The sequence below is a fragment of the Sphingomonas sp. CFBP 8760 genome, from assembly GCF_014841615.1.
Taxonomy (GTDB): Bacteria; Pseudomonadota; Alphaproteobacteria; order Sphingomonadales; family Sphingomonadaceae; genus Sphingomonas.
This window is the reverse complement of sequence record NZ_JACYUG010000002.1, coordinates 362,412-383,139: the sequence shown is the minus strand read 5'-3', so window position 1 is coordinate 383,139 and position 20,728 is coordinate 362,412. Positions and strand designations below refer to the sequence as shown.

Sequence of the window (20,728 nt, the reverse complement as noted above, 5' to 3'; positions counted from 1 at the left end):
AGCCCACCCCATGCTCGACGTCGCATGGGGTGGGCTTATTTCATCCGGTCATCGCTGAAGGTGCCGCTGATCAGTCTCCCCACTCAGCCCGAACGAATGCTTCGATCTTGGCGGCTCGCTCTCGAACCGAATCCTTGTTCCACTTCAGGCCGCCCTCGATGTCGCGACCCACGGCCATCGTCGCGTTCATCCCGCATTCGACGTAGCGTGAGGCCTTGTCCTCGGGGGGCTTGTCCTTCAGCGACGAATTCACGCCTGGCGTAAGCATCGTCAGATTGCCGAGTCCGTGCACATAACCCTTCCCGGAACTCTGCGGCATAATGTGCTCGATCGACTTAGCCGGGTCGGCCGCCCAGACCTTCGCCCACTGAGACTCGTTGATCTTGGTGCCGCTGATGGACGCCAGATGTTCCTCGTAACGGAACAGCAGGTACCGGACCTCCTCGTTGTAGCCCCCGTACCACTCGTCCCAGGTCCCCTCGTCGATGATGTCATCGATGTCGAAGCCTTCAGCCAGCTCGCCGAGCGCCTCCAGTATCTCGTCGGCGCTCATCTCGCTCTTCAACACGTCGTAGCCCAGGCGGATGTACTCGCCGACCTTGGTCCGGCTGTCCTTGCCGGCCAGCGTGAAGATCCTGAACGTGACCCGTTCCCACGCACCAAGAAGCATCGCTTCTGTCTGTCCGTCGAAGCCCCGAAGCATGATGGCGATCGCAAGGAACCGAGCCTGCCCGATGCGGGTCACGGCGGCTCGACGCTGATCGTTGTGCAGGTCCACAACCTTCGCGACCACCAGCTTCAGCCAAGCCGCCGCCTTCACGATCGTCGCCAGCTTTGTTCCGGCCGCCTTCAGAAGAGCTGCCGACGCATCCTGTTCGCTGAGGACGCGGTTGGGACGAGCCTCGTCCGACCACGTTCCAGCGAATCGAAGCGCCTCGTCTCCAAGATCATCTTCGAGGCCGAGCCGGCGATACACGTCCTTCCAGATGGTCTGCATCTCGTGCAGACCATCCGCTCTCGATCCCTTTTCCACATGCTCGTAGATCGAAGCCATCAGCTGACTCTTCGTCTTGTCGATCCACCGGACGTCGAGGCCGCGACTGTTGAGGACCTCGAAGACCCTGTACACGGTGCCTTCGTCGTCCAGCTCGTGGTAGATCATCGACAGCTTGTGGCGGATCGTCGCGACCAGTTCGACCAGCGTGCCGATCCCGGTCCACCTGGCGACGAACGCCTCGCACTCCACCGCTGCATCGACGACGTTCTCGTCGGCCGCCGTCACGATCGCGTCCTGTCTGATGTGGCCGTCCCTGACGTAGCTCGCGAACACGTCGCTGCTGTCATGGTTGGTCTGGAGCAGCACGAGATTGTGATCGTCTCCCTTCACCAGCAGTCGGCGCAGATCTTCCCTTACCTTGCCCTCGCTCTGATCGGCCTCATCCAGTGCCTTCTCGATCGCCTTGATGAGAATGACGAGCGTCGTGATGCGCTGCTGCCCATCGACGAGTTCGACGACGCCGAACTCGTCGGCGTCTATCATCCGCGTGTCCCGTGCCAGCCCGACGACGGTAGCCATGAAGTGATCGCGCCCGGTGCGATGCACCTCCCTGATGTCCTCGAAAAGATCAGCGCGCTGCCGCTTCTGCCAGGAATACGCCCGCTGGTAGTCGGGGATGCGGAAAAGCCTGCTCTGCATGAGCTTGGCGACGGTGAAGTGCTGGGGATTGAGACGCATGGTTGCTCCTGGCCATCTATCGATACGAACCTAACGATCGCAGGCAGCCTTGCCAGCAGTATCGCCGCCGCCGTGCGAGCATCAAACAACCGTTGTCGATACCCTATGTTTCCTCTATCTAGGAAATGTGGCCACCGATGATCAGGAAGACCTTGCAGAGGTCGGCAAGCTCCTTTTCGGAGAACGATGGCAGAGCGATCTGGCTCGAGCATTGGGCACCAGTTCGCGGATGATGCGCTATTGGGTGGCGGGTACACACGGATGTCCACCTGATCTTCGTATGCGCCTGATCGCTCTCCTGCGAGAACGCGGCCAGGACGTAGATGCCATGATCGTCCGGCTCGGACGATCCACGGGGAATGAAAAGTGACGCTCGCTATCCACGATGAATGCACCTCGCAGATGCATCGGGCACCTCTGCTCGCGTTTTGCCGTGGAAATGCGGCATGAATACCATTCAGATTGAGGAACTGCTTGAGCGGCTAGTCCAGGACGTCGCATCTGGATCCTGCACGCTCCACGATTTCCCGTTTCGTTTGATGGAAGCCTACGACTCGTCGCGGAACGAGGTGGCGAAGCTCCGAATGAAGCATCCTGCAGGCCTGATTGCCTCCGATATCGTCTGGCCGAAGAAGATGCTTTATCGACCGGCCGCGGTCGGTCAGGTGCAAGCGACCGTCGACAACCTGAAGGCCTCGCTGATCGGAAAGAAGGGCACGGCGGCCAAAAACGCGCCGCGCTTTGTCGTCAGCACGGACGGCGACGAGTTTCTGGCGTTCGACACGAAAACGACCGAAAGTCCCGGGTTCGACCGATTGGCCGACCTGCCAGTTAACTACGACTATCTGCTGCCGATGTTCGGCGTCGAACGATACAAGCCCGCGGCCGAGACCACGGCGGACGTCCGCGCAGCCCGGCACATGGCGAAGTTCTTCGACGCGATCCTTGATGCGAACCTCGGCTTCGGCGTGGAACACGCCCACGACCTCAACGTCTTCATGACCAGAATCCTCTTCTGCATGTTTGCCGAAGACACTGGGATTTTTAAGAAGAAGCTATTTGTTGAAGCGCTGCGGCGCGAAGCCCAAAACGTCGACGGCACAGACACGCGGCGTGTCATTGAAGACATATTCATCGCTCTCAACATACCAAAAGAAGGCGATCGATCCGCTGTCCGCTCGCGTCGAATCGCTACTGACTTCGAGTATGTGAACGGCGGACTGTTCAAAGACCGAACCATCGTCCCCGAATTCAATCGGCGTGCCCGTCGACTGCTACTGGAGGCTGCCGATCTCCAATGGGATCAGATCCATGCAGACATTTTCGGCTCAATGATTCAGGCCGTAGTTCACACCGACATGCGCGCAGACTTCGGCATGCACTACACCTCAGTACCAAATATCATGAAGGTGTTGGAACCGCTGTTCCTCAGTTCTCTGCGTGAGCAGCTCACCACGGCTGGCGACAGCTTGGGCGCTCTGGGTAAGCTGGTGGATCGCATAAGCAGGATCCAGGTCTTTGACCCCGCATGCGGGTCCGGCAATTTCCTCATCATCGCATATCGCGAACTACGCAGGATCGAGACCGAAGCCTTTCGCCGCATTCGAGACATGAAGCGGAAGGGGCAACTAGCGCTTCCGGACTACCACACCGGCATCAAGATCAGCAGTTTCCATGGCATCGACCCTATCGACTTCGCGTGCGAGACGGCGAAACTTTCTCTGTGGATTTCTCAATACCAGATGAACCAGAAGCTGGGTGAGATCTGCGCCAGTCCGGCGCCGGCTTTGCCTCTTACGGATGCCGGGAGTATCAGAGTCGGAAACGCGCTACGCGTTCCTTGGACAGAAATCTGCCCGCCGGCGAATGGCGCTGAAATATTCATTGTAGGAAATCCCCCTTATCTCGGCCGTCCGAAAAGGACTGCGGAGCAGCAAGATGATATGGACGTGGTTTTCTCAGCTGAGACCGGAGTTTTTGGTAATCTCGACTATGTCGCGGCGTGGTTCGCACGTGCCGCTGATTTCGGGCGTTTGACCGGCGCGACGGCAGCGTTCGTCACAACAAATTCCTTGTTCCAAGGCGAGCAGGTGCCTTTGCTCTGGCCACTTATCCACTCGAAGGGCGCAGAGTACGGCTTCTGCTACGAGCCATTCAGATGGAGCAATAGCGCCGCAAAGAATGCGGGTGTAATATGTGTAATAGTCGGCCTGAGGCCAATTTCCAACCAGCCCAAATCGATATTTACGACCGAGCACAAGGCGAGAGTTACCAACGTCAACCCGTATCTTGTCGATGCGCCGGACATCTTTGTCGAACGCCGGTCGAGCCCTATTAGTAGTTTGCCGCAGATCGAACTGGGCAGCGCCGCCAAGGACGCAAGCCATCTCAGCATGTCATTCGAGCAGATGGACGAACTGCTAGGCCTGTATCCTCAAACCCAGGACCTTATCCGACCGATATACGGCGCACAGGAATATCTCCAAGGCGACCGAAGGTATTGCCTCTGGATCAAAGATAATCAGCTCGACTTAGCGCGATCTATTCCGCCCATAGCCGCTCGCCTCCAGCTTGTTGCCGATGCTCGTTCGAAAAGTTCGAAAGCATCCACCGCGGCGTCGGCGAAATGGCCTCATCGGTTTAACGAAATCAGGCATCGCGATGCACCTTTTCTCCTAATCCCACGCATCTGCTCCGAGCGTAGATCGTATCTTCCCTGCGGCTTCCTGGCGGAAGGGACAATCGCGACTGATCAGGCATTTGTCATTTACGATGCGCCTACGTGGATATTCTCGGTGATATCATCCCGGCTTCACCTTGTTTGGACGGCATCCGTTGCGGGGCGCCTGAAAACTGACTATCGCTACTCCAATACGTTGGTTTACAACACTTTTCCGCTACCGACGCTTTCGGACGAGCAGAAAAGACCCCTAGAAGATCATGCTCTTGAGATATTGCGCATCAGAGAGCCGCATATCACCGATGGACGGAGCCTTGGCTGGCTTTACAATCCTGACACGATGCCAGCTGAACTTTCGCAAGCTCATCGCGAACTCGATGAACATCTTGAGGCGATCTATATTGGACGCCCGTTTCGGGACGATACGGAACGGCTCGAACACCTCTTCAAGCTCTATGCTCGGATGACTAAGCTCGTGACGCGTGCGACCGCCTGAAGGATTTGGAATGCCCGATTTCATTACCGTTGAATACGGTTCCACCGGCGCCAGCAAGGCCACGAACGATTACGGCATGCGTGTCATGCAGTCGCGGGCCTTCGACGCTCGTAACGCGCAATACCTGCTCATCAAGAGCCCGCCAGCGTCTGGAAAGTCGCGCGCGCTGATGTTTCTGGCCCTCGACAAGCTCCGCAACCAAGGCATGCGCAAGGTCATCGTCGCCGTGCCCGAACGCTCGATCGGCAACTCCTTCCGATCGACCGATCTTACGAAGCACGGGTTCTTCGCCGACTGGACGGTCCCGCCCAGGAACAACCTCTGCGACATGATCGGCGGCGACAGCGGCAAGATCAATGCCTTCATCCGCTTCATGGAATCGGATGACGACATCATTGTCTGCACTCATTCAACCTTGCGTCACGCGTTCGACAGGATCATGCGGGACGGCAAGGGGATCGAGACCTTTCACGACCGCGTTCTCGCAATCGACGAATTCCATCACGTTTCGGCGGACGCGGACAATCGACTGGGCGAACTGATCCGCAACGTGATGGACGACGGCTCGACCCATCTCATCGCGATGACCGGATCGTACTTCCGGGGCGACCAGATCCCGGTCCTGCGAGCTGAGGACGAGGCGAAATTCACCGACGTCGTCTACACCTATTACGAGCAGCTTTCGGGCTACGAACATCTCAAGACGCTGGGAATCGGCTATCACTTCTATCATGGCAACTACCTGTCCGCGATCGGCGAGGTGCTCGATCCGACAAAGAAGACGATCATCCACATTCCCAACGTCAACTCGCAGGCCGCCATGGGCGACAAGATCCGCGAGATGAACGGCATTCTCGACGTCCTAGGCGACGTCTTCTCGATAGATCCGCTAACGGGGTTCCAGCTCCTGCGCATGCCGGATGGCCGCGTTCTCAAGATCGCCGATCTGGTGACGCCGGGAACGCAACAGACCGTCCTGGCCGGGCTGCGCAGCGTCGAGAACCGCGAGGATCTCGACATCGTCATCGCTCTAGGCATGGCAAAGGAGGGCTTCGACTGGATCTGGTGCGAGCACGCACTGACGGTCGGCTATCGAGGTTCGCTGACGGAGGTCGTGCAGATCGTCGGCCGTGCGACCCGGGACGCCCCGGGGAAAACCCACGCCCAGTTCACCAACCTGCTCGCTGAACCGGACACGAGCGACGAAGTCGTACGCACCGCAGTCAACGACATGCTGAAGGCGATCGCCGCATCTCTCCTCATGGAGCAGGTGCTGGTGCCGAACTTCAACTTCAAGACGAGACCGTCGGACGATCGTTTCGACGGGGCGGAACGACCATCCACTCGCATCGATCTCCTTCAGGAAGAGCCGACAATCTACGTAAGCGGTCTCAAGGAGCCGACGAGCAACCGTGCCAAGGAGATCATCGAGACGGACATGACCGATCTGATGGCGGCGGTTCTGCAGGACGGCCAGGTTCTACGCGCAAGCCTGATCCCGGATGAATTCCCGGCCGAGACCATCAATCAGCATCTGATCCCCAACATCATCGCGAAACGCTACCCCGACATCGCGGAGAGCGAGGACGACATCGAGGCCATCCGGCAGAACATCGTCGCTCGACGGGCGGTCTTGGCCAAAATTAGTCAGCCGGGGGCGGAGATCGTCAGCAGCACCAAAAACGCCGACGAGGAAAGCGAAGGGCAGAAGGCTCATTCGCAGCTACTCAAATTGACGTCGAAGTTCATCACGATGCCAGAACTGAGCATCGACCTGATCGACCAGGTGAACCCCTTCCAGCAGTCGTATGAGATTCTGTCGAAGGCATTGGGGGAGTCGGTCCTCCGGCGCATCCACCAGTCGATCGCCGAGACGCGCATCGAGATCACCGAAGCCGAGGCGCTTGCCCAGGTCCCCCGCATCCGCGCCTTCAAGGAACAGCACGGACGAGAGCCGAGCATCACCGCCATGAACCCGGTCGAGAAGCGGATGGCCGAGGCGCTTGCCTGGATCCGAGCTGCGGCGATCCGTCGCCAGAAGGAGACATCGCAGGAACGTTCGGCCTGACCATGGGACGATCCATCGATCTCTTCTACGACACGCTCGACGAGCTGATCGCGAACAAGGACGACCTGTTCGTCCCTGTGGTCAAGCCGGCGCGGACGGCGGGTGACGACGTCACCCGTCTATTCCTCGACATCGTCGCCTTCCGGGAACGCACTGGGCGATCACCGGACGGAAAGGCCCGTGCGCCCGACGAAATGCGGCTCGGAGTCCGTCTCGACAGCTTTCGTCGCGATGCCCAGAAGGTCGAAAGGCTCAAGCACATCGACCAGTACGGCCTGCTGGAGGCACCGCGCACCCAATCGTTCAGCGAAGTGGTTCCTGCCAGCATCGACGACCTGATCGCGGCCGGCGACGATCTGCTCAGCACGCCCGAGGACCACATCTTCGAGTTCCGGGCGACACCGGCGCCCCCGCCGAAGTCGGAGACGGACTCAATTGCCGAACGGATCCGCTGCAAGGACTTCGATCTCTTCCAGCCGATTTTCGACGCCTGCGTCGCCGACATCGCCAACGGCGCACGCAACACCGTACCGACCAGCTCCACCTACCAGATCGAAGTCGGCGACATGTTCGTCATCGGAGGCGCCCTGGCGTACATCGCCGACGTCGACCGACATACGCGCAACGACCGCGGAGACGCCCGTCTACGAATCATCTACGACAACGGCAGCGAGAGCGACCATCTGCTGCGCTCGTTCGGAAAGGCCCTTTATCGCGCCGAGAACAGTCGGCGGGTGTTCAAGCCCGATGCCGGTCCCCTGTTCGAAGGCGGCAAGCCGTCCGTCACGGGGCGCGTCTACGTCGCGAAGACCCTGTCGACGAACCCCGCGCTGGTCGAACTGGCAGAACACATCCTCAAGATCGGGTCGACGACGGAAAGCGCGGCCAGCCGCGTCGCCGGAGCATCGGCGGATCCGACGTTCCTGCTCGCGGAAGCCAAGATAATGGATGAGTACGAGACGCGGGGTGTCCCGCCGAAGAAGATCGAGGGTCTGCTCCATCGCTTCTTCGGCGCCGCATGCGTAGACGTCCAGCTACCCGATCGTTTCGGTCGTTCCGTCGATCCCCGCGAGTGGTTCATGGTGTCTCGGAGTTCGGTCGAAGAAGCCATGCGCCTCATCGCGACAAAGGCGCTTCATCTCTACCGATACGACACGGCAGCAGACCAGATCATCCGCAAATAACGCTTTCGTCACGGGGATGCCGGTTGTCCATCAGGCCGCCCGCTGGTCGAATATCGAGAACAGCCCCGGCTCGCGAGACAACCTGATCTCGTCGTCCCAGCCGAACTTCTTCACCGATCGGCGCAGCGCGCCGTCCGGAGAAGTGACGATCACGTCCTTCGCGCCCCTGAGTTCGAGGAGGGCCGCATCGACGATGTCGCCGATCACCGGCGCGTCGTTGCAGTGCGACGCGAACAGCGCCTTCTTCGTCAGCGGACCCGCCCCGGCGATCGCCCGGGCGTGGAGCATGCGGGCAAGCTGATCGACGACGGTCGCCTCGGAACGCGTGCGCGCGTTGTCGTTGAAGCCGTAGTCGAGCATGTCCTCCCTGACGTCCTCGCCGGGTTTGAAGCCGAGGGAGTCGAAGCCGGCTCGGCCGAAGTGCTCGAACGTGTTCTCCATCAACCAGTGGATCTTGCCCATCTCCTCCCGCGCCTGATGGTGCTTGGACAGATGCAGCAGCCAGTAGTCCCGGTTCGATCCGCCATCCGGGTGGATGAAGAACGGCGTGTAGTAGTCGGCCCCGGTGTTGCGTCGGATGTGTTCGTACAACGTGTTCTGGATGTACCGCTTCCAGCCGCGCATCTGCTTCATCCGCAGCATGTCCTGCACGTCCTCGCGGTCGAGATCGACCGCGGCGAAGCCCGCCGTGTCGATCATGCGGGCATTCAGCAGGTTGACCAGATGATCCACCATGAACGTGAGCACGACCTCCGGGTTCTGCAGCGAACCCATGATCCGCCTGATCGTGGCGAACGTCACCGCGCTCCAGCCGTACTGGTCCAGGAAGAAGAGCGATCGATGAGCTCGTCCCTTGGCCTGGATGCGGGAGATCACTCCATCGGCGGCGTCCTCGAATTTCGAGGTGACGATGTGGATGTCACGGCCGATGCGTCCGCCATGTCCCTGGCGCTCCAACAGATCCCGCAGGAAGTCGATGTGGTTGCGGTTCGCATCGACGAACACGAATTCCGCCTTGATCTCGACGCCTCGCGCACGGGCCGCGACCACCTCTACCTGTGCCCGCTCAACGGACGCCAGCATCCGAAGCGGCGATCCATCGACCTCTGCGCCGTCCATCATGTATCGTCCGCCGCCACAGAAGCCGTCGACGATGGTGAGGTTGAGCTCACGAACCAGATGGCTCTTCGTCAACGTACGGATGTACGCGCCGATATAGGCGTCGAAGATCTCGTGCTTGACCGCACTGTGTCTGCCGAGTTCCGGCAGATCACCGCCGACTATCCAATCGTATCCCTTGCCTTGCGCCATCGAGTGCTGCCTCCGCGGCACCCTGTCACCGCTGGCGACAATATGGGTCGAGCCCGCACGCGCTGTCCAGTACCCTCCGCTGTCCTTCCTCGCCTGGACGACGATCGTCGTCCAAACTGGTTGCGCCGCGAATCGCGATATGGCAGATTCACGGTTCGTTCCTAAGACGGGTGACCCATGGCCGACGGCAGTGCAATCGAATGGACGGACGCGACGTGGAACCCGGTGACGGGCTGCACGAAGATCACGGCCGGCTGCGACAACTGCTACGCCGCCCGCTTCTCCGAGCGCTGGCGGGGCATTCCGGGTCACCCCTTCGAGAACGGCTTCGATCTGACCCTGCGTCCGGAACGTCTGGGGCAGCCGCTGGCCTGGAAGCGGTCGCGCATGATCTTCGTCAACTCGATGAGCGATCTGTTCCACAAGGAGGTACCACGTACCTTCATCGACAGTGTCTTCGACACCATGGAGCAGGCTGACTGGCACGTGTTCCAAGTACTGACCAAGCGCAGCTCGCTCATGCGCGACTACCTGAAGCGCCGCTACCGTACGGTCGCTCCGCCGGCACACATCTGGCTCGGCGTCTCGGTGGAGGACACCCGGTCCGCAGCGCGCATTTCCCACCTCCGGCAGGCTCCAGCCGCCGTGCGGTTCCTGTCGGTCGAACCGCTAATCGGATCGGTCGGCACGGTCGATCTGACCGGCATCCACTGGGTGATCGCCGGCGGCGAGAGCGGACCCGGCGCGCGGCCCATGATGATCGACTGGGCACGAGAGATCCGGGACCAGTGCGCCGAGCAGGACGTGGCGTTCTTCTTCAAGCAGTGGGGAGGCATCCGACCGAAGACAGGCGGGCGGGATCTGGACGGTCGCGAATGGAACGAGCTGCCCGTCGCGGTGGCTTCGAGGGCTGCCTGATGCGCCCCGATCTCGCCAACTACGGCGGCCGGGAGCAGGCGTACGTGAAGCACCATTTCCTTGCGGACTACGTCAAGAAGCTGGTGTTCAAGGTCGCGAGCCACAGGGACGTAGTGTACGTCGACGGGTTCTCGGGTCCTTGGAAGGACCAGGGCGAGAACTTCGAGGACACGTCCTTCGGCATCGCCCTGGAGGCGCTCCGTGGCGCGAAGCAGGCCTGGGCCCGACTGGGACGCGGAGATCGGAAGATGACAGCCCTCCTCGTCGAGAAGGACCCGAACGCCCACGCGCGGCTGCAGGAGATCATTCCCCGGTATCCGGACATCACGATCCAGACCTTCAACGACGACTTCGGGAAGGTCGTTCCCGATCTGATCGCCGCGATCCCGGACGACGCCTTCTCGTTCGTGCTGATGGATCCCAAGGGCTGGAAGATCGACATGCGATCGGTGGCTCCCTTGCTGAGGCGACCGAACTGCGAAGTCGTGTTCAACTTCATGTTCACGATGATCAACTGGTCCGCGTCGATGCCGAACGCCGCCATCCAGGCCGCGCTCGAAGCGTTGATGCCTGCGACGGATTGGAGGTGCAGGCTCGACGACCTCGACATCATGACGGGCGAGACGGTGGCAGAGGCTCGAAAGCGGGTGCTCGTGACCGCGATCAGCGACGCGGTGAAGGGGCTGGGCGGCTACCCTTACGTCATGGAGACGCCGGTCCTGTTCCCCACGAAGGATCGCACCTTCTACTCGCTGATCTACGCCACGCGCAGCACCAAGGGCATCGAGGTGTTCCGCGACTGCCAGCATGCGACGCTGAAGGCGCAGGACCAGATGCGCGCCGATCTGCAGACCACCAGGCGGGACGACCTGTTCGGCTCGCAGGACATGTTCGGCAGCCCGGTTACGGGCAACGAGTTCGCGGGGCGGTGGATGGCGGAGCAGGAGAGACTCGCGCGCACGGCACTGACGGCCGACGTTCCTCCTGATCCGCAGTCGATCACATATGGCGCTCTCTGGCCGCCGATCCTCGCACGGTACGGCGTCCGGAAGACGCGGCTGGGTCGCATGGCGGCCGAACTGAAGGACGAAGGGCGCATACGCTTCCTCGACTGGGGCCATCGCAAGCAGGTGCCTGACGAGTCGTATCGCGTGACGCGCTGATCATCTGCCAAAATGAGCGATGAGCCTGGCCTGATCGTCATCAGACATTTCGATGATCAGACATTTGAAATGAGATGGCCATGCCCCGCAGAATTAGTCTCTGGAGGAAAATGCGACATCCATATTTCAAATCACAAGAACATTCCCTAAAAGAAAATCACGGGGTCTCCCCTCGCATACGCGCTGTAGCAACTGCGGCGTAAGAGTAAAAGTCAGCACACATCGTGCGCGCCGTATGCTCCTTGTGGGCCCTGGCGTGATTGGAAGGGAGACCCCGTGCTAAGCGCCGCCCACGCTTTTGGTCCACCAAGACCCGTAAGGCTGCCACCGGAACTGGCCGACGAAGCCAGCCTCATGAAGCATCTCGGTCTCGGGGCGGCCGAGGCAAAGAAGATCCGCTACTACCGATCCAAGATGTACCGGACCTTCGACATCCGGAAGAAGTCGGGCAAGGCGCGCGTCATCAACGCGCCGGATCGGAGGCTCAAAATCCTTCAGCGCAAGATCTGCGATCTGATCACCCCTCTCTATCGTCGTCGGAATCCCGTCCACGGGTTCGTAGCCGACCGATCCGTCAAGACGAACGCCCAGTCGCATCTCGGTGGCAAATTCATAGTGAATCTCGACCTGAAGGATTTCTTCCCTTCGATTTCGGAGAGGCGCATCGTCGGCGTTCTCATGGCGCTGGGCTTGAAGCGGGATGTCGCAGAGCGTCTTTCATCGATCTGCTGCGTCGACAACGGCCTGCCACAGGGTGCGCCCAGCAGTCCCATCCTTTCGAACATGATATGCTTCAGAATGGACAAGCAGCTGATGGCATTCGCGAAGTCCGCGCGGTGCATCTACACCCGTTACGCAGACGACATCACCTTCTCTAGCTATAGACCGCTGACCGGACTCTTCGAAAGCGTACCACCGCCATCCGGCAGTTTTCCACCCGAACTCCTTTCGTCGGAACTGCTCGGCATATTCGGTTCGAACGGGTTCACGATCCATCCGGACAAGGCTCACTACGCCGATCGGAATTCGAGACGGACCGTGACCGGCCTGAGGGTGAACGAGAACCTCAACGTCGATCGCAGGTTCGTCAGGAACCTGCGCGCTGCCCTCTACTCGGTCGAAAAACTCGGCGAGAAACCGGCCGAAACCAAGTTCCACGCAGACCACGGCGGCAGAGCCCCGATCGGGAGGCATCTCCAAGGTAAACTGGCATGGCTAGGACACATCAAAGGGCCGGCAGACCCGGTGTTCCGTAGCATCGCTTCCCGTTTCAACGCGGCGTTTCCATCGCTCGCGTTGAAGATCCTACCCACTCAGTTGGAGATCCGTGAGCGGACGGTGTGGCTGATCGAACACTGGGAAGGAACCGGCGCCCAAGGCACCGCCTTCTTCCTGACAGGCGTAGGGCTGGTCACGGCCGACCATTGCGTTTCCCCCTCAGGGGCGGTGGAGATGTATCATCCGTCGAAACCATCCAACAGATTTGCGGCAATGGCGAAACACCGTTCTTCCGACCGGGACCTAGCCGTACTGGATCACGCGATACCCCCGAACGAGTTCTACGAACTCGATGCATCGAACGTCGGCTCTGTGACCGGGGATGCGACCGTAGCGATCGGATATCCCGGCTTCGGGCCGGGCGACAAGGTCAACGTGAGGTCGGGAAACGTAACGTCGCTGCCCACCAAAAGCGGCATTCAGAAGATCGAGGTCCAGCAGACATTGACCCCGGGGATGTCCGGCGGTCCACTGCTGAACTCGATCGGTCAGGTCATCGGCGTGATCCACAAGGGCGGGGCGGAAGAGGAACGACAGCTAGCCATCGACATCTCCGTACTGCAGAAATGGGTACCATAACGAGGACATTCCGTCACCGACTCAGATCGACGACCTAGAGGCGCTGGAGGATTATGGCGCATCATCGGGGCGGGGTATTTCCCTTCGAACCCGTTCGCGCTATGTTCGCGTCATGATCAGCCAATGACCCGAAAGGCAACTGATGCGCCTCCGATCCGCCCGCGTCCAAAACTATCGGAGCGTCCGGGACACCGGCTTGTTCGACGTCGAACACGACAAGACCATCATGGTGGGTCCCAACGAAGCCGGCAAGACTGCGGTCCTCCAGGCACTGCAGCGCATCAACGCTCCTAGGGATATCAAGGGGTTCGATGCACTGCGGGATTATCCCCGGGCCCTCTACAACGACATCACCACCGGCGCCGTAAAAGTGGAAGATGTGCCAGTCGCAACGGTCGTGTTCGATCTGGACGACGCAGAACGTGCCGAACTGCCCGAAGATCTCCGACAGGCCAGTTACGAATTCACGCGCTACATGAACAACCGAGGCGTCCACACGCTGGTCGGTGCGCCGCCGATCCCCACCTTCGGTTCGATCTCCAAGGATCTATCTCGTCTGGCTGCCCATATCGACAAGCAGGCGACCATCGCCAATGATGGAACAGCGTCAACCGCCGAAGCCGAGAACGTTGCTGAACTCGTAAGAGGATGGCGGGACTTCTACCCCCTTACGTCCTTCAGGACGAAGGAGCTGCGGGTCTGGCTCCAGGCCGCCGTGACGCTGATCGACGACGCGAATGAGGCCGAAGAGGCGCGTCTTGATCGACTGAACGAAGCGGTCGGAAAAGACATCGAACGTGACGAGGCACTCGCCTACCTGAGCAAGCGCCTTCCCGTCTTCGTGCTGTTCAGCAACTACTTCCGGGTACGCCCACTCATCCATCTGTCGCACCTCGCCCAGCGACTGTCGTCCGATATCCTCGACGATGCCCAATACGATTACGGCAATTCCTGCCTTCTCAAGCTCCTCGGCTTCACTGCACAGGAACTGTCCGATCTGGGAAGCGTCTCTGAACCCGCAGCCAACAAGATCGAGCAGCTTCAGAACAACCGAGACCAGCTCGACAAGCGTTCTTATCAGCTGAACGCCGCAAGTGTCCGGTTGACCAAGGAGATCAGGGAGGTCTGGCAGCCCAGCAGCACGCGACCGGAAGCGGATCGACTGCGGGTCGTGGCGGACGGCCAGTACCTCAAGGTGGTCGTCGAGGACGATCTGGGTGTCGAGGTCGAACTCGACCAGCGATCTGAAGGGTTCCAGTGGCTGGTGTCCTTCTTCGTCGTTTTCTTCGCCGAGGCCATGGACACCCATGAGAACGCCATCCTGCTGCTCGACGAGCCGGGGATGAGCCTGCATGCTCTGAAGCAGCGCGATTTCCGCGACACGCTCTCACGCCTGTCCAAGAAGAACCAGACGATTTACACCACCCACTCACCATTCCTTGTAGGTACCGACGAACTCGATCTCGTCCGCGTCGTCGAACTCAACGATCGATCCGAGGGAACGAAGGTTCATACCACTATCACGTCCAGCGATCCGGCCGCGCTGCTGCCGCTTCAGGAGGCTCTGGGCTACGACCTTGCGCAGAGCCTGTTCGCGACTCAACGCAACCTCGTGCTCGAGGGACTGACGGACGCATGGTACCTGGAGGCGACCGCAGCGCTACTGAAGGAGGCCGGCCTTGCGACCTTGAACGACAAAATCTCGCTCGTAACGGCGAGTTCCGCCGGAAAGGTCGTCTACTTCGCGACCATTCTCACCGCGCACAAGCTCAAGGTCGCTGCGCTATTGGATTCCGATGCCGCCGGTGACAACGCCGCCAGTCAGGACACTCTGGTGCATTCCCTTGGGGCGAAGGGCATCCTGCGGACGAAGGACTACGTCGATGGCGTATCGAAGCCTGAGATCGAAGACCTACTTCGCTCAACGCTCTCGATCATCGCGAAGGACGAGTTCAACATCGACATCGTGGACCTAGCTGCCGATCGTCGGCAGCAACCGATCATCGACATGCTGATCAAAGCAGATGCATCCTTCAGCAAGTACAAGCTCGCAAAGGCGTTCATGCGGTGGTCCCGGGACCACACGGCATCCGACCTTACGGAGGATGAGCGTGCGTCGTGGCAAAAACTGATCGCCGGGATCAACTCGGCATTGAAATAGCCGTCATTATCCGACGTATCCTCCCTAAGCTCCTCGGGACGATACAATATGATGTGACGACGTAGAAACGTCTTCCATATGGTTGCTGCTCGGCCACATGGGCCGCGAGATATCGACAGCGCTATCCGACCTGCAGAACGACTGCTACCATCGGGAGCCGTCCACCGCCCTTCTGAAGGCGTCAGCTGGGCAGTAGCCCGACATATCGGACGTGCACTCTATCTACGCCGAGGCGATCCGCCCCTTCACGCAGGCCTGAGGGTCCACAAGACGGAGATCGTCGATGTAGTAAAGCGGAAGGTCGCCTTCCTCATCCACTACTCGCTGTCCCTTGTACGTCATCTGAGCCGGTCTGATCGTGGCGTAGAAGTCGGTGTAGCTTCCCGCAAAACTGCATTTCTTCGAAGCCATGTATTTCAACGCGGCTCCAGAATATCCGACGGCGATCAGAACCCTCTGATCTGCCAGTCCCAGCGCAACCTTCACGCGGTGGATCAGACCCGACGGAACCGGAAGTCCGGCCATCACGTCGATGGCGTACCTCGTTCCGACGACGACGTCGCGCATTCTGACGAGCGACACCGGACCCTTCAACGGTTCGACATGCCCCCAGGTCATGTCGGCCGAAGCCGATTGAGAAATGGTCAGAGTGGCGAGGCCGAGAAGGATAGCAGTCCCTCGAAGGAAATAAGTCATGTCGTACCCCGTCAATCTCGTCCCAGCGGATCGTGACGCCGGTGATTCTACATCACTGACGACCCTGCTTGAAACGGTTTTCTCCAGTTCCAGGACTGCAGCCTTCTTTTCCAATCTCACCTCGCCTGGTGCGCATACGGTCTACATCACGAAGGGCGCTTTGGTTAATGATCGAAGCGTTTTTACGACGGTCGCGAGCGCCCAGGATATCTTGGACAATCAGATTGCCAGTGAACAAATCGCCGATCTCGTCAGCAATCCGAATAAATATAGGATCCTAAACCTGAGCGCTGACTCGGAAAACTATGCGTTCGGAATCAGCGGATATCGCCACTTGGTGCCTTCTGAACAAACGCTGGTACACGAGCTTATGCATGCGCTGGCTATCCCAAGTGTTATCGGCTTACCTGGTGCAGATCTGATTACAGAAAAATCGTTCTTCGAACAGATCGCTGTATTCGCTGGCAACGCTGTCTTTGGTTCAGTACGACCTTTCGAAATACAAGGACACATTAGCGCTAACGGTATTGGGTCAGTCAGCCAATACACTAACTCTGCTTCAGCATTTCAGACATCCTACGTCGATGGAAACGAGCAGATCAGCTTCGCTTGGTCCATGCGAAATCAATACAGCGCAGAGTTCACCACTGTCGACAGCCGGGGTTCAACCGTACGCACCTATTGGAGAGGTGCGGCGCTCGATGGCGATCAGGTTTCCAACTACATCACGTCAGAGAGGACGCTGAACGGTAGCAATGCGATGTTCGAACAGCGATCCAATGGATTCGGTTTCTACGTCGACCCAAAGACCGCAGCGATCATCGACGGCTCCATCGTGGACGGCGGGATCGCATCCGCGCAGCGCGCCTACGACTTTGCGAGAAACATGCACTTCGCCCTCACGGATGGTCGGAGCGGATTGAACACAGCCCTCGCAGGTTTCGGCGGCTCCTTCACACTGACGCAGAAGTTCGCAGGCCTCGAGTACGCTCAGAATCGCACGGTGACCATCGCGGCTGAACGATTCGAGAATGCAGGCGGCATCGATTGGAACGGTCCCGTCAGTTCGAGCGGAACGCCGCTCGACGTCTTCCACCTCAGCGACGTAGCGTCGACCAGAGGTGCATATCTGCTCGGCGGCTCAGGCTACGAACGTTTCGGAATCGATCTGTCCGACGGGAGCGACAGGATCCATGGCGGCAGCGGGAGCGACGTAATCGCGGTCGGTACCGGCTCGGGCGCCAACATGGCTTGGGGCGGGGCAGGCGACGACGTGATGGTCGCGAACCAGGGCAAGGACTTCCTCTTCGGCGAGGGAGACGACGACGTCTTCGTCGGCCTCGGACATGGCGCGACGATCAACGGCGGAGACGGATTCGACCTCACCAGCTACACCGATTCCATCTCAGCCATCCTCGTGGAGTCCGGGACGGTTGAGACGCTGTTCGGAATCGATCATTTCACCGATATCGAAGCGATCGTCGGATCAAGCCAAGACGACATCTTCCGAAGCGATGGCGGAATGATGTACTTCGGCGGGGCAGGTAAAGACGAGTTCCACCTCAAGGATGGCGACATCGCGTCGGGCGGCGAAGGTGCCGACAAGTTCTACATCGACACGAGCCAGGGCGGAAACATCGCGATCCTGGACTTCAGATCAAGTGATCAGCTCTTCGTGGACGGCGTGGCCTATACCGGCATACGGCTCGACGGCAGCTGGTATCGCGAGACGATGAGCGATGGCTCCATCAGAACAGTCCAGGTGATGGAGAAGATCAGCTCCTTCGACCATCTCATCGAAAATAGGGACGTTTGGAAGATAAATGCCGATGGCAGCATCAAGGAGACGTTCAACAGCCCGTTCACGGTCTACGACGACATGGATCCCGGGAAATCCGACAGCTTCGTCTGGTCCGGCGACAAGGGTATGATCACGTTCGAGAACGGCTCCACGACGACGCACCTGGTCCTGAACAAACCCACAGGCCCGTCATTAGGGCTGTCGTTCGGCTGGCTTTCACAGACCCAATTCTCCCTATGGGCCGACGAAGTGACGGGAGTGTATCCTAACATCTACAGCCATGATGGATACTACCAGGGTCTACTCGATCATGCCGCTCTTATCCCTCAAGTCATGAGTCAGTTCGACGTGCTGATGTGACGGGCAGAGCTTTCGGCGACGATGCCACACCAAGATTGCCTGATGATTGCCCGGGTGAAGGCCGCCGACCCGGATCGCTGCGGCCAAGGCGCAAATCATTGCTATTTCACGCGGTTTTCAACCCTAACCAGAATCCAAGCATAGAAGGCGTCCTGGTCGACGTGCGCAAAGTTGCTGACAGTAGACTACCATTAGGTTTCGGGCAGATGCGACAGCACGGATAGGATAGCCGGGTCGGCGCACCGCAGCGCACGCGGCGAGACGCGTTCAGGATCCACAGTTCAATCGCCCTGCGAACGACCGCGTCCGAACATCCTCGAAATCGAGCCAGGCGACGGTTTCGGAAAACTCACGGCCTTGCCGCACCACCTTTCCCGTGTCGCGTATCCGGATCGTCGTCGCCCCGTCCGTCCAGCGGTCGTACGTGAAGAAGAGGGGTCTCGCATCTGCGGCAGGCCTCAACGCGGCGACCTCACCGTTCCGCCTGATCCCGCCGCGGTCGTCGGCGATCGACATCCGCTGCGCCATTCCGGGCCCGCCCCGCCAAGTGCAGCCGGTGCCGATCGCCCCGACCTGCTCGGCATCCTTGAACGACATCTCCTCCAGCAGGAACGACAGTGCCGATGGCGCAGTCTCGGAACGGCGCGCGTCGGCGACATCAGACATGACCCCGACCAAAGCCATCGCCACGAGCCAGCCCCGGGAGCGAACCGGCTTGGAAGGCGGTGAAGTCGCAACGGACCGCCTGGCTCCCACCAGCCAATGCCTCCGCATTGCTGCCGCGAGGCGGGACAGACGCGATGTCTTGCGGACCTCGATCGAGACCATCAGAACGAAGCCTTGGCGTCCTTCGGCGCGGACGCTTCCACCGCGGCCGCCGTCAGCGCCTTCTGCTCGTCCCTGTATCGTTGTCCCGTCGTCAGATCGACTTCGTGGAAAGCATGGCTGGATTCGATCACCAGGGTCGGCAGCTGCTGACTCGCGTAGCTCGCGCAGACCTTCTCCGGCTTCGTGCACCATAGGCCCCTCGCGCCTTCCTGGAACGTCGGATTGCCGTACTTGTCCGCCACTCCCTTCAGAAACGCCGCCCTCTCCATCCGCACCGTCGGCATCCGATACTTGATCGACGACGCCCGTGGCCCTTCGCGCGTTGCGGCGTACCAGACCTCGACGGTCTCCCCCTGCGTCCCCTTCACCTTGGTGAACATCGGCACCTTGGAGCGGTCGACGTTCCCGCCAATCCGCTCCGCGGCGCGCTGCGACACGATCGCGCTCCATCCGTCCTGCTGCGGATCCTTCGCATTCGGCGCGAAGCCGGACTTCCGCAGCGCCGCCCTAGCCTCGTCCGGCGTCATCCCCAGGGTCACGCCCGCCACGTCCAGGGTCGAGACCGGCGCCCAGCGCGGCCCGCCGAGCACGCTGTCGAGCAGCTTGGCCCCCGGCGAGCCGACGTAGACCTGCGCTCCGGCTGGCAGCGACACGGCGGCCGCTAACGATGCGATGCCCAGCAATACGAAGCGCGATGTGATGTTCATGGTCGTGACCTCCTCGGTTGGTTGGACGGATGATGAAGGCGTTCGGGATGGGAGGGGCGACTCCGGCGGATCGCCGCGCACGGTGGCCTCAGCGCGCCATTGGTAGCCAGCCGTCGCTCTGCAGTTCGAACGCCTTTGTCCGCTCCTGCGGCTCGGCCATGCGGGCCTGTTCCGCTGGCGGCATCAACGGGATCGGGTCGACGCCGCGGTAGGTGTAGGTCACCTGGCTCACCCTGCGGCCGCCGAAATCCGACGGCTCGCTCCAGCGGATCACGTCGACCACCTGGCCTTTCGCCAGGCAGAACGACGGCACGGAGACCATTGCGTTCGTCGCCCTGCGCTCCACCGTGTGGAGGTACGGCGCACCCTTCGGCGTCGGCGCGTACGAGATCAGCGGCTGGCGCACGAACGCGTCGTTCGAGCCGCTCCACCGCGCCGGCTTCTCGAACGTCGTGCGCGTGACGAGCCCGATGCCGGCGAGGCCGTCCAGCATCGCGACCGACTTCCCGTCGGAGCCCGGCCCGGCGACCGTCCGCTTCAGCGAGGTGACGATTGGGAACCCCGTTCCGGCGGTCTCGCCTTCGACCTCGTACCGCATCACGTCGATGGGATGGCAGAAGACGTCGCGGACGACGGGATCGAGTGCGGTCGCGAACGCATCCTTGCTAGGAGCCTTGGAATCACCGCACCCGCTCAGCCCACTGGCGGCGGCAAGGAACAGGACGGCGGCGGACATGGATGTAGGTGTGGACATGGACGGTTC

The 20,728-nt window shown here is 60.3% G+C and carries 15 protein-coding genes; 9 read left to right on the top strand and 6 right to left on the bottom strand.

The window, feature by feature from the left end; genetic code table 11:
- Nucleotides 1–70 precede the first annotated feature (70 nt).
- Complete coding sequence (locus IFT82_RS04680) at nucleotides 71–1,735, bottom strand: DUF262 domain-containing protein (RefSeq protein ID WP_192124963.1); 1,665 nt, start codon at nucleotides 1,733–1,735, stop codon at nucleotides 71–73.
- Between the two features lie 127 nt (nucleotides 1,736–1,862).
- Here IFT82_RS04680 and IFT82_RS20515 point away from each other — a divergent pair, with 127 nt between their 5' ends.
- The 4 genes from IFT82_RS20515 (at nucleotide 1,863) to IFT82_RS04665 (ending at nucleotide 8,163) form a co-directional block, all read left to right on the top strand.
- Complete coding sequence (locus tag IFT82_RS20515) at nucleotides 1,863–2,105, top strand: hypothetical protein (protein WP_207105730.1); 243 nt, start codon at nucleotides 1,863–1,865, stop codon at nucleotides 2,103–2,105.
- A 76-nt stretch (nucleotides 2,106–2,181) separates the two neighbouring features.
- Nucleotides 2,182–4,911: a class I SAM-dependent DNA methyltransferase gene (locus IFT82_RS04675; protein ID WP_192124962.1), complete on the top strand. Its 2,730-nt coding sequence runs from the start codon at nucleotides 2,182–2,184 to the stop codon at nucleotides 4,909–4,911.
- A 10-nt stretch (nucleotides 4,912–4,921) separates the two neighbouring features.
- Complete coding sequence (locus IFT82_RS04670) at nucleotides 4,922–6,979, top strand: DEAD/DEAH box helicase (protein WP_192124961.1); 2,058 nt, start codon at nucleotides 4,922–4,924, stop codon at nucleotides 6,977–6,979.
- Nucleotides 6,980–6,981: 2 nt separating this feature from the next.
- Nucleotides 6,982–8,163: a GIY-YIG nuclease family protein gene (locus IFT82_RS04665; RefSeq protein ID WP_192124960.1), complete on the top strand. Its 1,182-nt coding sequence runs from the start codon at nucleotides 6,982–6,984 to the stop codon at nucleotides 8,161–8,163.
- 30 nt (nucleotides 8,164–8,193) lie between these two features.
- On the opposite strand, the gene IFT82_RS04660 is transcribed toward IFT82_RS04665, so the two are convergent.
- Entirely contained in the window at nucleotides 8,194–9,474 is a 1,281-nt protein-coding gene (locus IFT82_RS04660) for a three-Cys-motif partner protein TcmP (protein WP_192124959.1), read from the bottom strand.
- A gap of 177 nt (nucleotides 9,475–9,651) precedes the next feature.
- On the opposite strand from IFT82_RS04660, the gene IFT82_RS04655 reads away from it, so the two are divergent.
- From IFT82_RS04655 to IFT82_RS04640, 4 genes are all read left to right on the top strand, one after another.
- The gene (locus IFT82_RS04655) at nucleotides 9,652–10,392 is read left to right on the top strand and encodes a DUF5131 family protein (protein ID WP_192124958.1); all 741 of its coding nucleotides are present in this window, start codon (nucleotides 9,652–9,654) and stop codon (nucleotides 10,390–10,392) included.
- On the top strand, nucleotides 10,350–11,555 hold the full coding sequence (gene tcmP / locus IFT82_RS04650) for a three-Cys-motif partner protein TcmP (protein WP_207105729.1): 1,206 nt from the start codon (nucleotides 10,350–10,352) through the stop codon (nucleotides 11,553–11,555). The genes IFT82_RS04655 and tcmP overlap by 43 nt, the downstream gene beginning before the upstream one ends.
- A 354-nt stretch (nucleotides 11,556–11,909) precedes the next feature.
- The gene (locus IFT82_RS04645) at nucleotides 11,910–13,412 is read left to right on the top strand and encodes a reverse transcriptase domain-containing protein (protein ID WP_192124956.1); all 1,503 of its coding nucleotides are present in this window, start codon (nucleotides 11,910–11,912) and stop codon (nucleotides 13,410–13,412) included.
- A gap of 196 nt (nucleotides 13,413–13,608) precedes the next feature.
- Nucleotides 13,609–15,573, top strand: coding sequence for an AAA family ATPase (locus IFT82_RS04640; RefSeq protein WP_199860320.1), 1,965 nt, complete (start codon nucleotides 13,609–13,611; stop codon nucleotides 15,571–15,573).
- Between the two features lie 222 nt (nucleotides 15,574–15,795).
- On the opposite strand, the gene IFT82_RS04635 is transcribed toward IFT82_RS04640, so the two are convergent.
- A complete protein-coding gene (locus IFT82_RS04635) occupies nucleotides 15,796–16,269 on the bottom strand; it encodes a hypothetical protein (RefSeq protein WP_192124951.1) in 474 nt (157 codons plus the stop codon).
- On the opposite strand from IFT82_RS04635, the gene IFT82_RS04630 reads away from it, so the two are divergent.
- Nucleotides 16,268–18,430 (top strand): calcium-binding protein, encoded by a 2,163-nt coding sequence (locus IFT82_RS04630; RefSeq protein ID WP_192124949.1) that lies wholly within the window; start codon nucleotides 16,268–16,270, stop codon nucleotides 18,428–18,430. The genes IFT82_RS04635 and IFT82_RS04630 overlap by 2 nt on opposite strands.
- Nucleotides 18,431–18,697: 267 nt before the next feature.
- Here the strand turns inward: IFT82_RS04630 and IFT82_RS04625 are convergent, their stop codons facing one another.
- The 3 genes from IFT82_RS04625 to IFT82_RS04615 all read right to left on the bottom strand — a co-directional run bounded on the left by IFT82_RS04625 (nucleotide 18,698) and on the right by IFT82_RS04615 (nucleotide 20,701).
- A complete protein-coding gene (locus IFT82_RS04625; protein WP_207105728.1) occupies nucleotides 18,698–19,096 on the bottom strand; it encodes a hypothetical protein in 399 nt (132 codons plus the stop codon).
- Between the two features lie 161 nt (nucleotides 19,097–19,257).
- Nucleotides 19,258–19,965: a hypothetical protein gene (locus IFT82_RS04620; RefSeq protein WP_192124945.1), complete on the bottom strand. Its 708-nt coding sequence runs from the start codon at nucleotides 19,963–19,965 to the stop codon at nucleotides 19,258–19,260.
- Between the two features lie 88 nt (nucleotides 19,966–20,053).
- Nucleotides 20,054–20,701, bottom strand: a complete 648-nt coding sequence (locus IFT82_RS04615) for a hypothetical protein (protein WP_192125123.1) — start codon at nucleotides 20,699–20,701, stop codon at nucleotides 20,054–20,056.
- Between the last annotated feature and the right edge of the window lie 27 nt (nucleotides 20,702–20,728).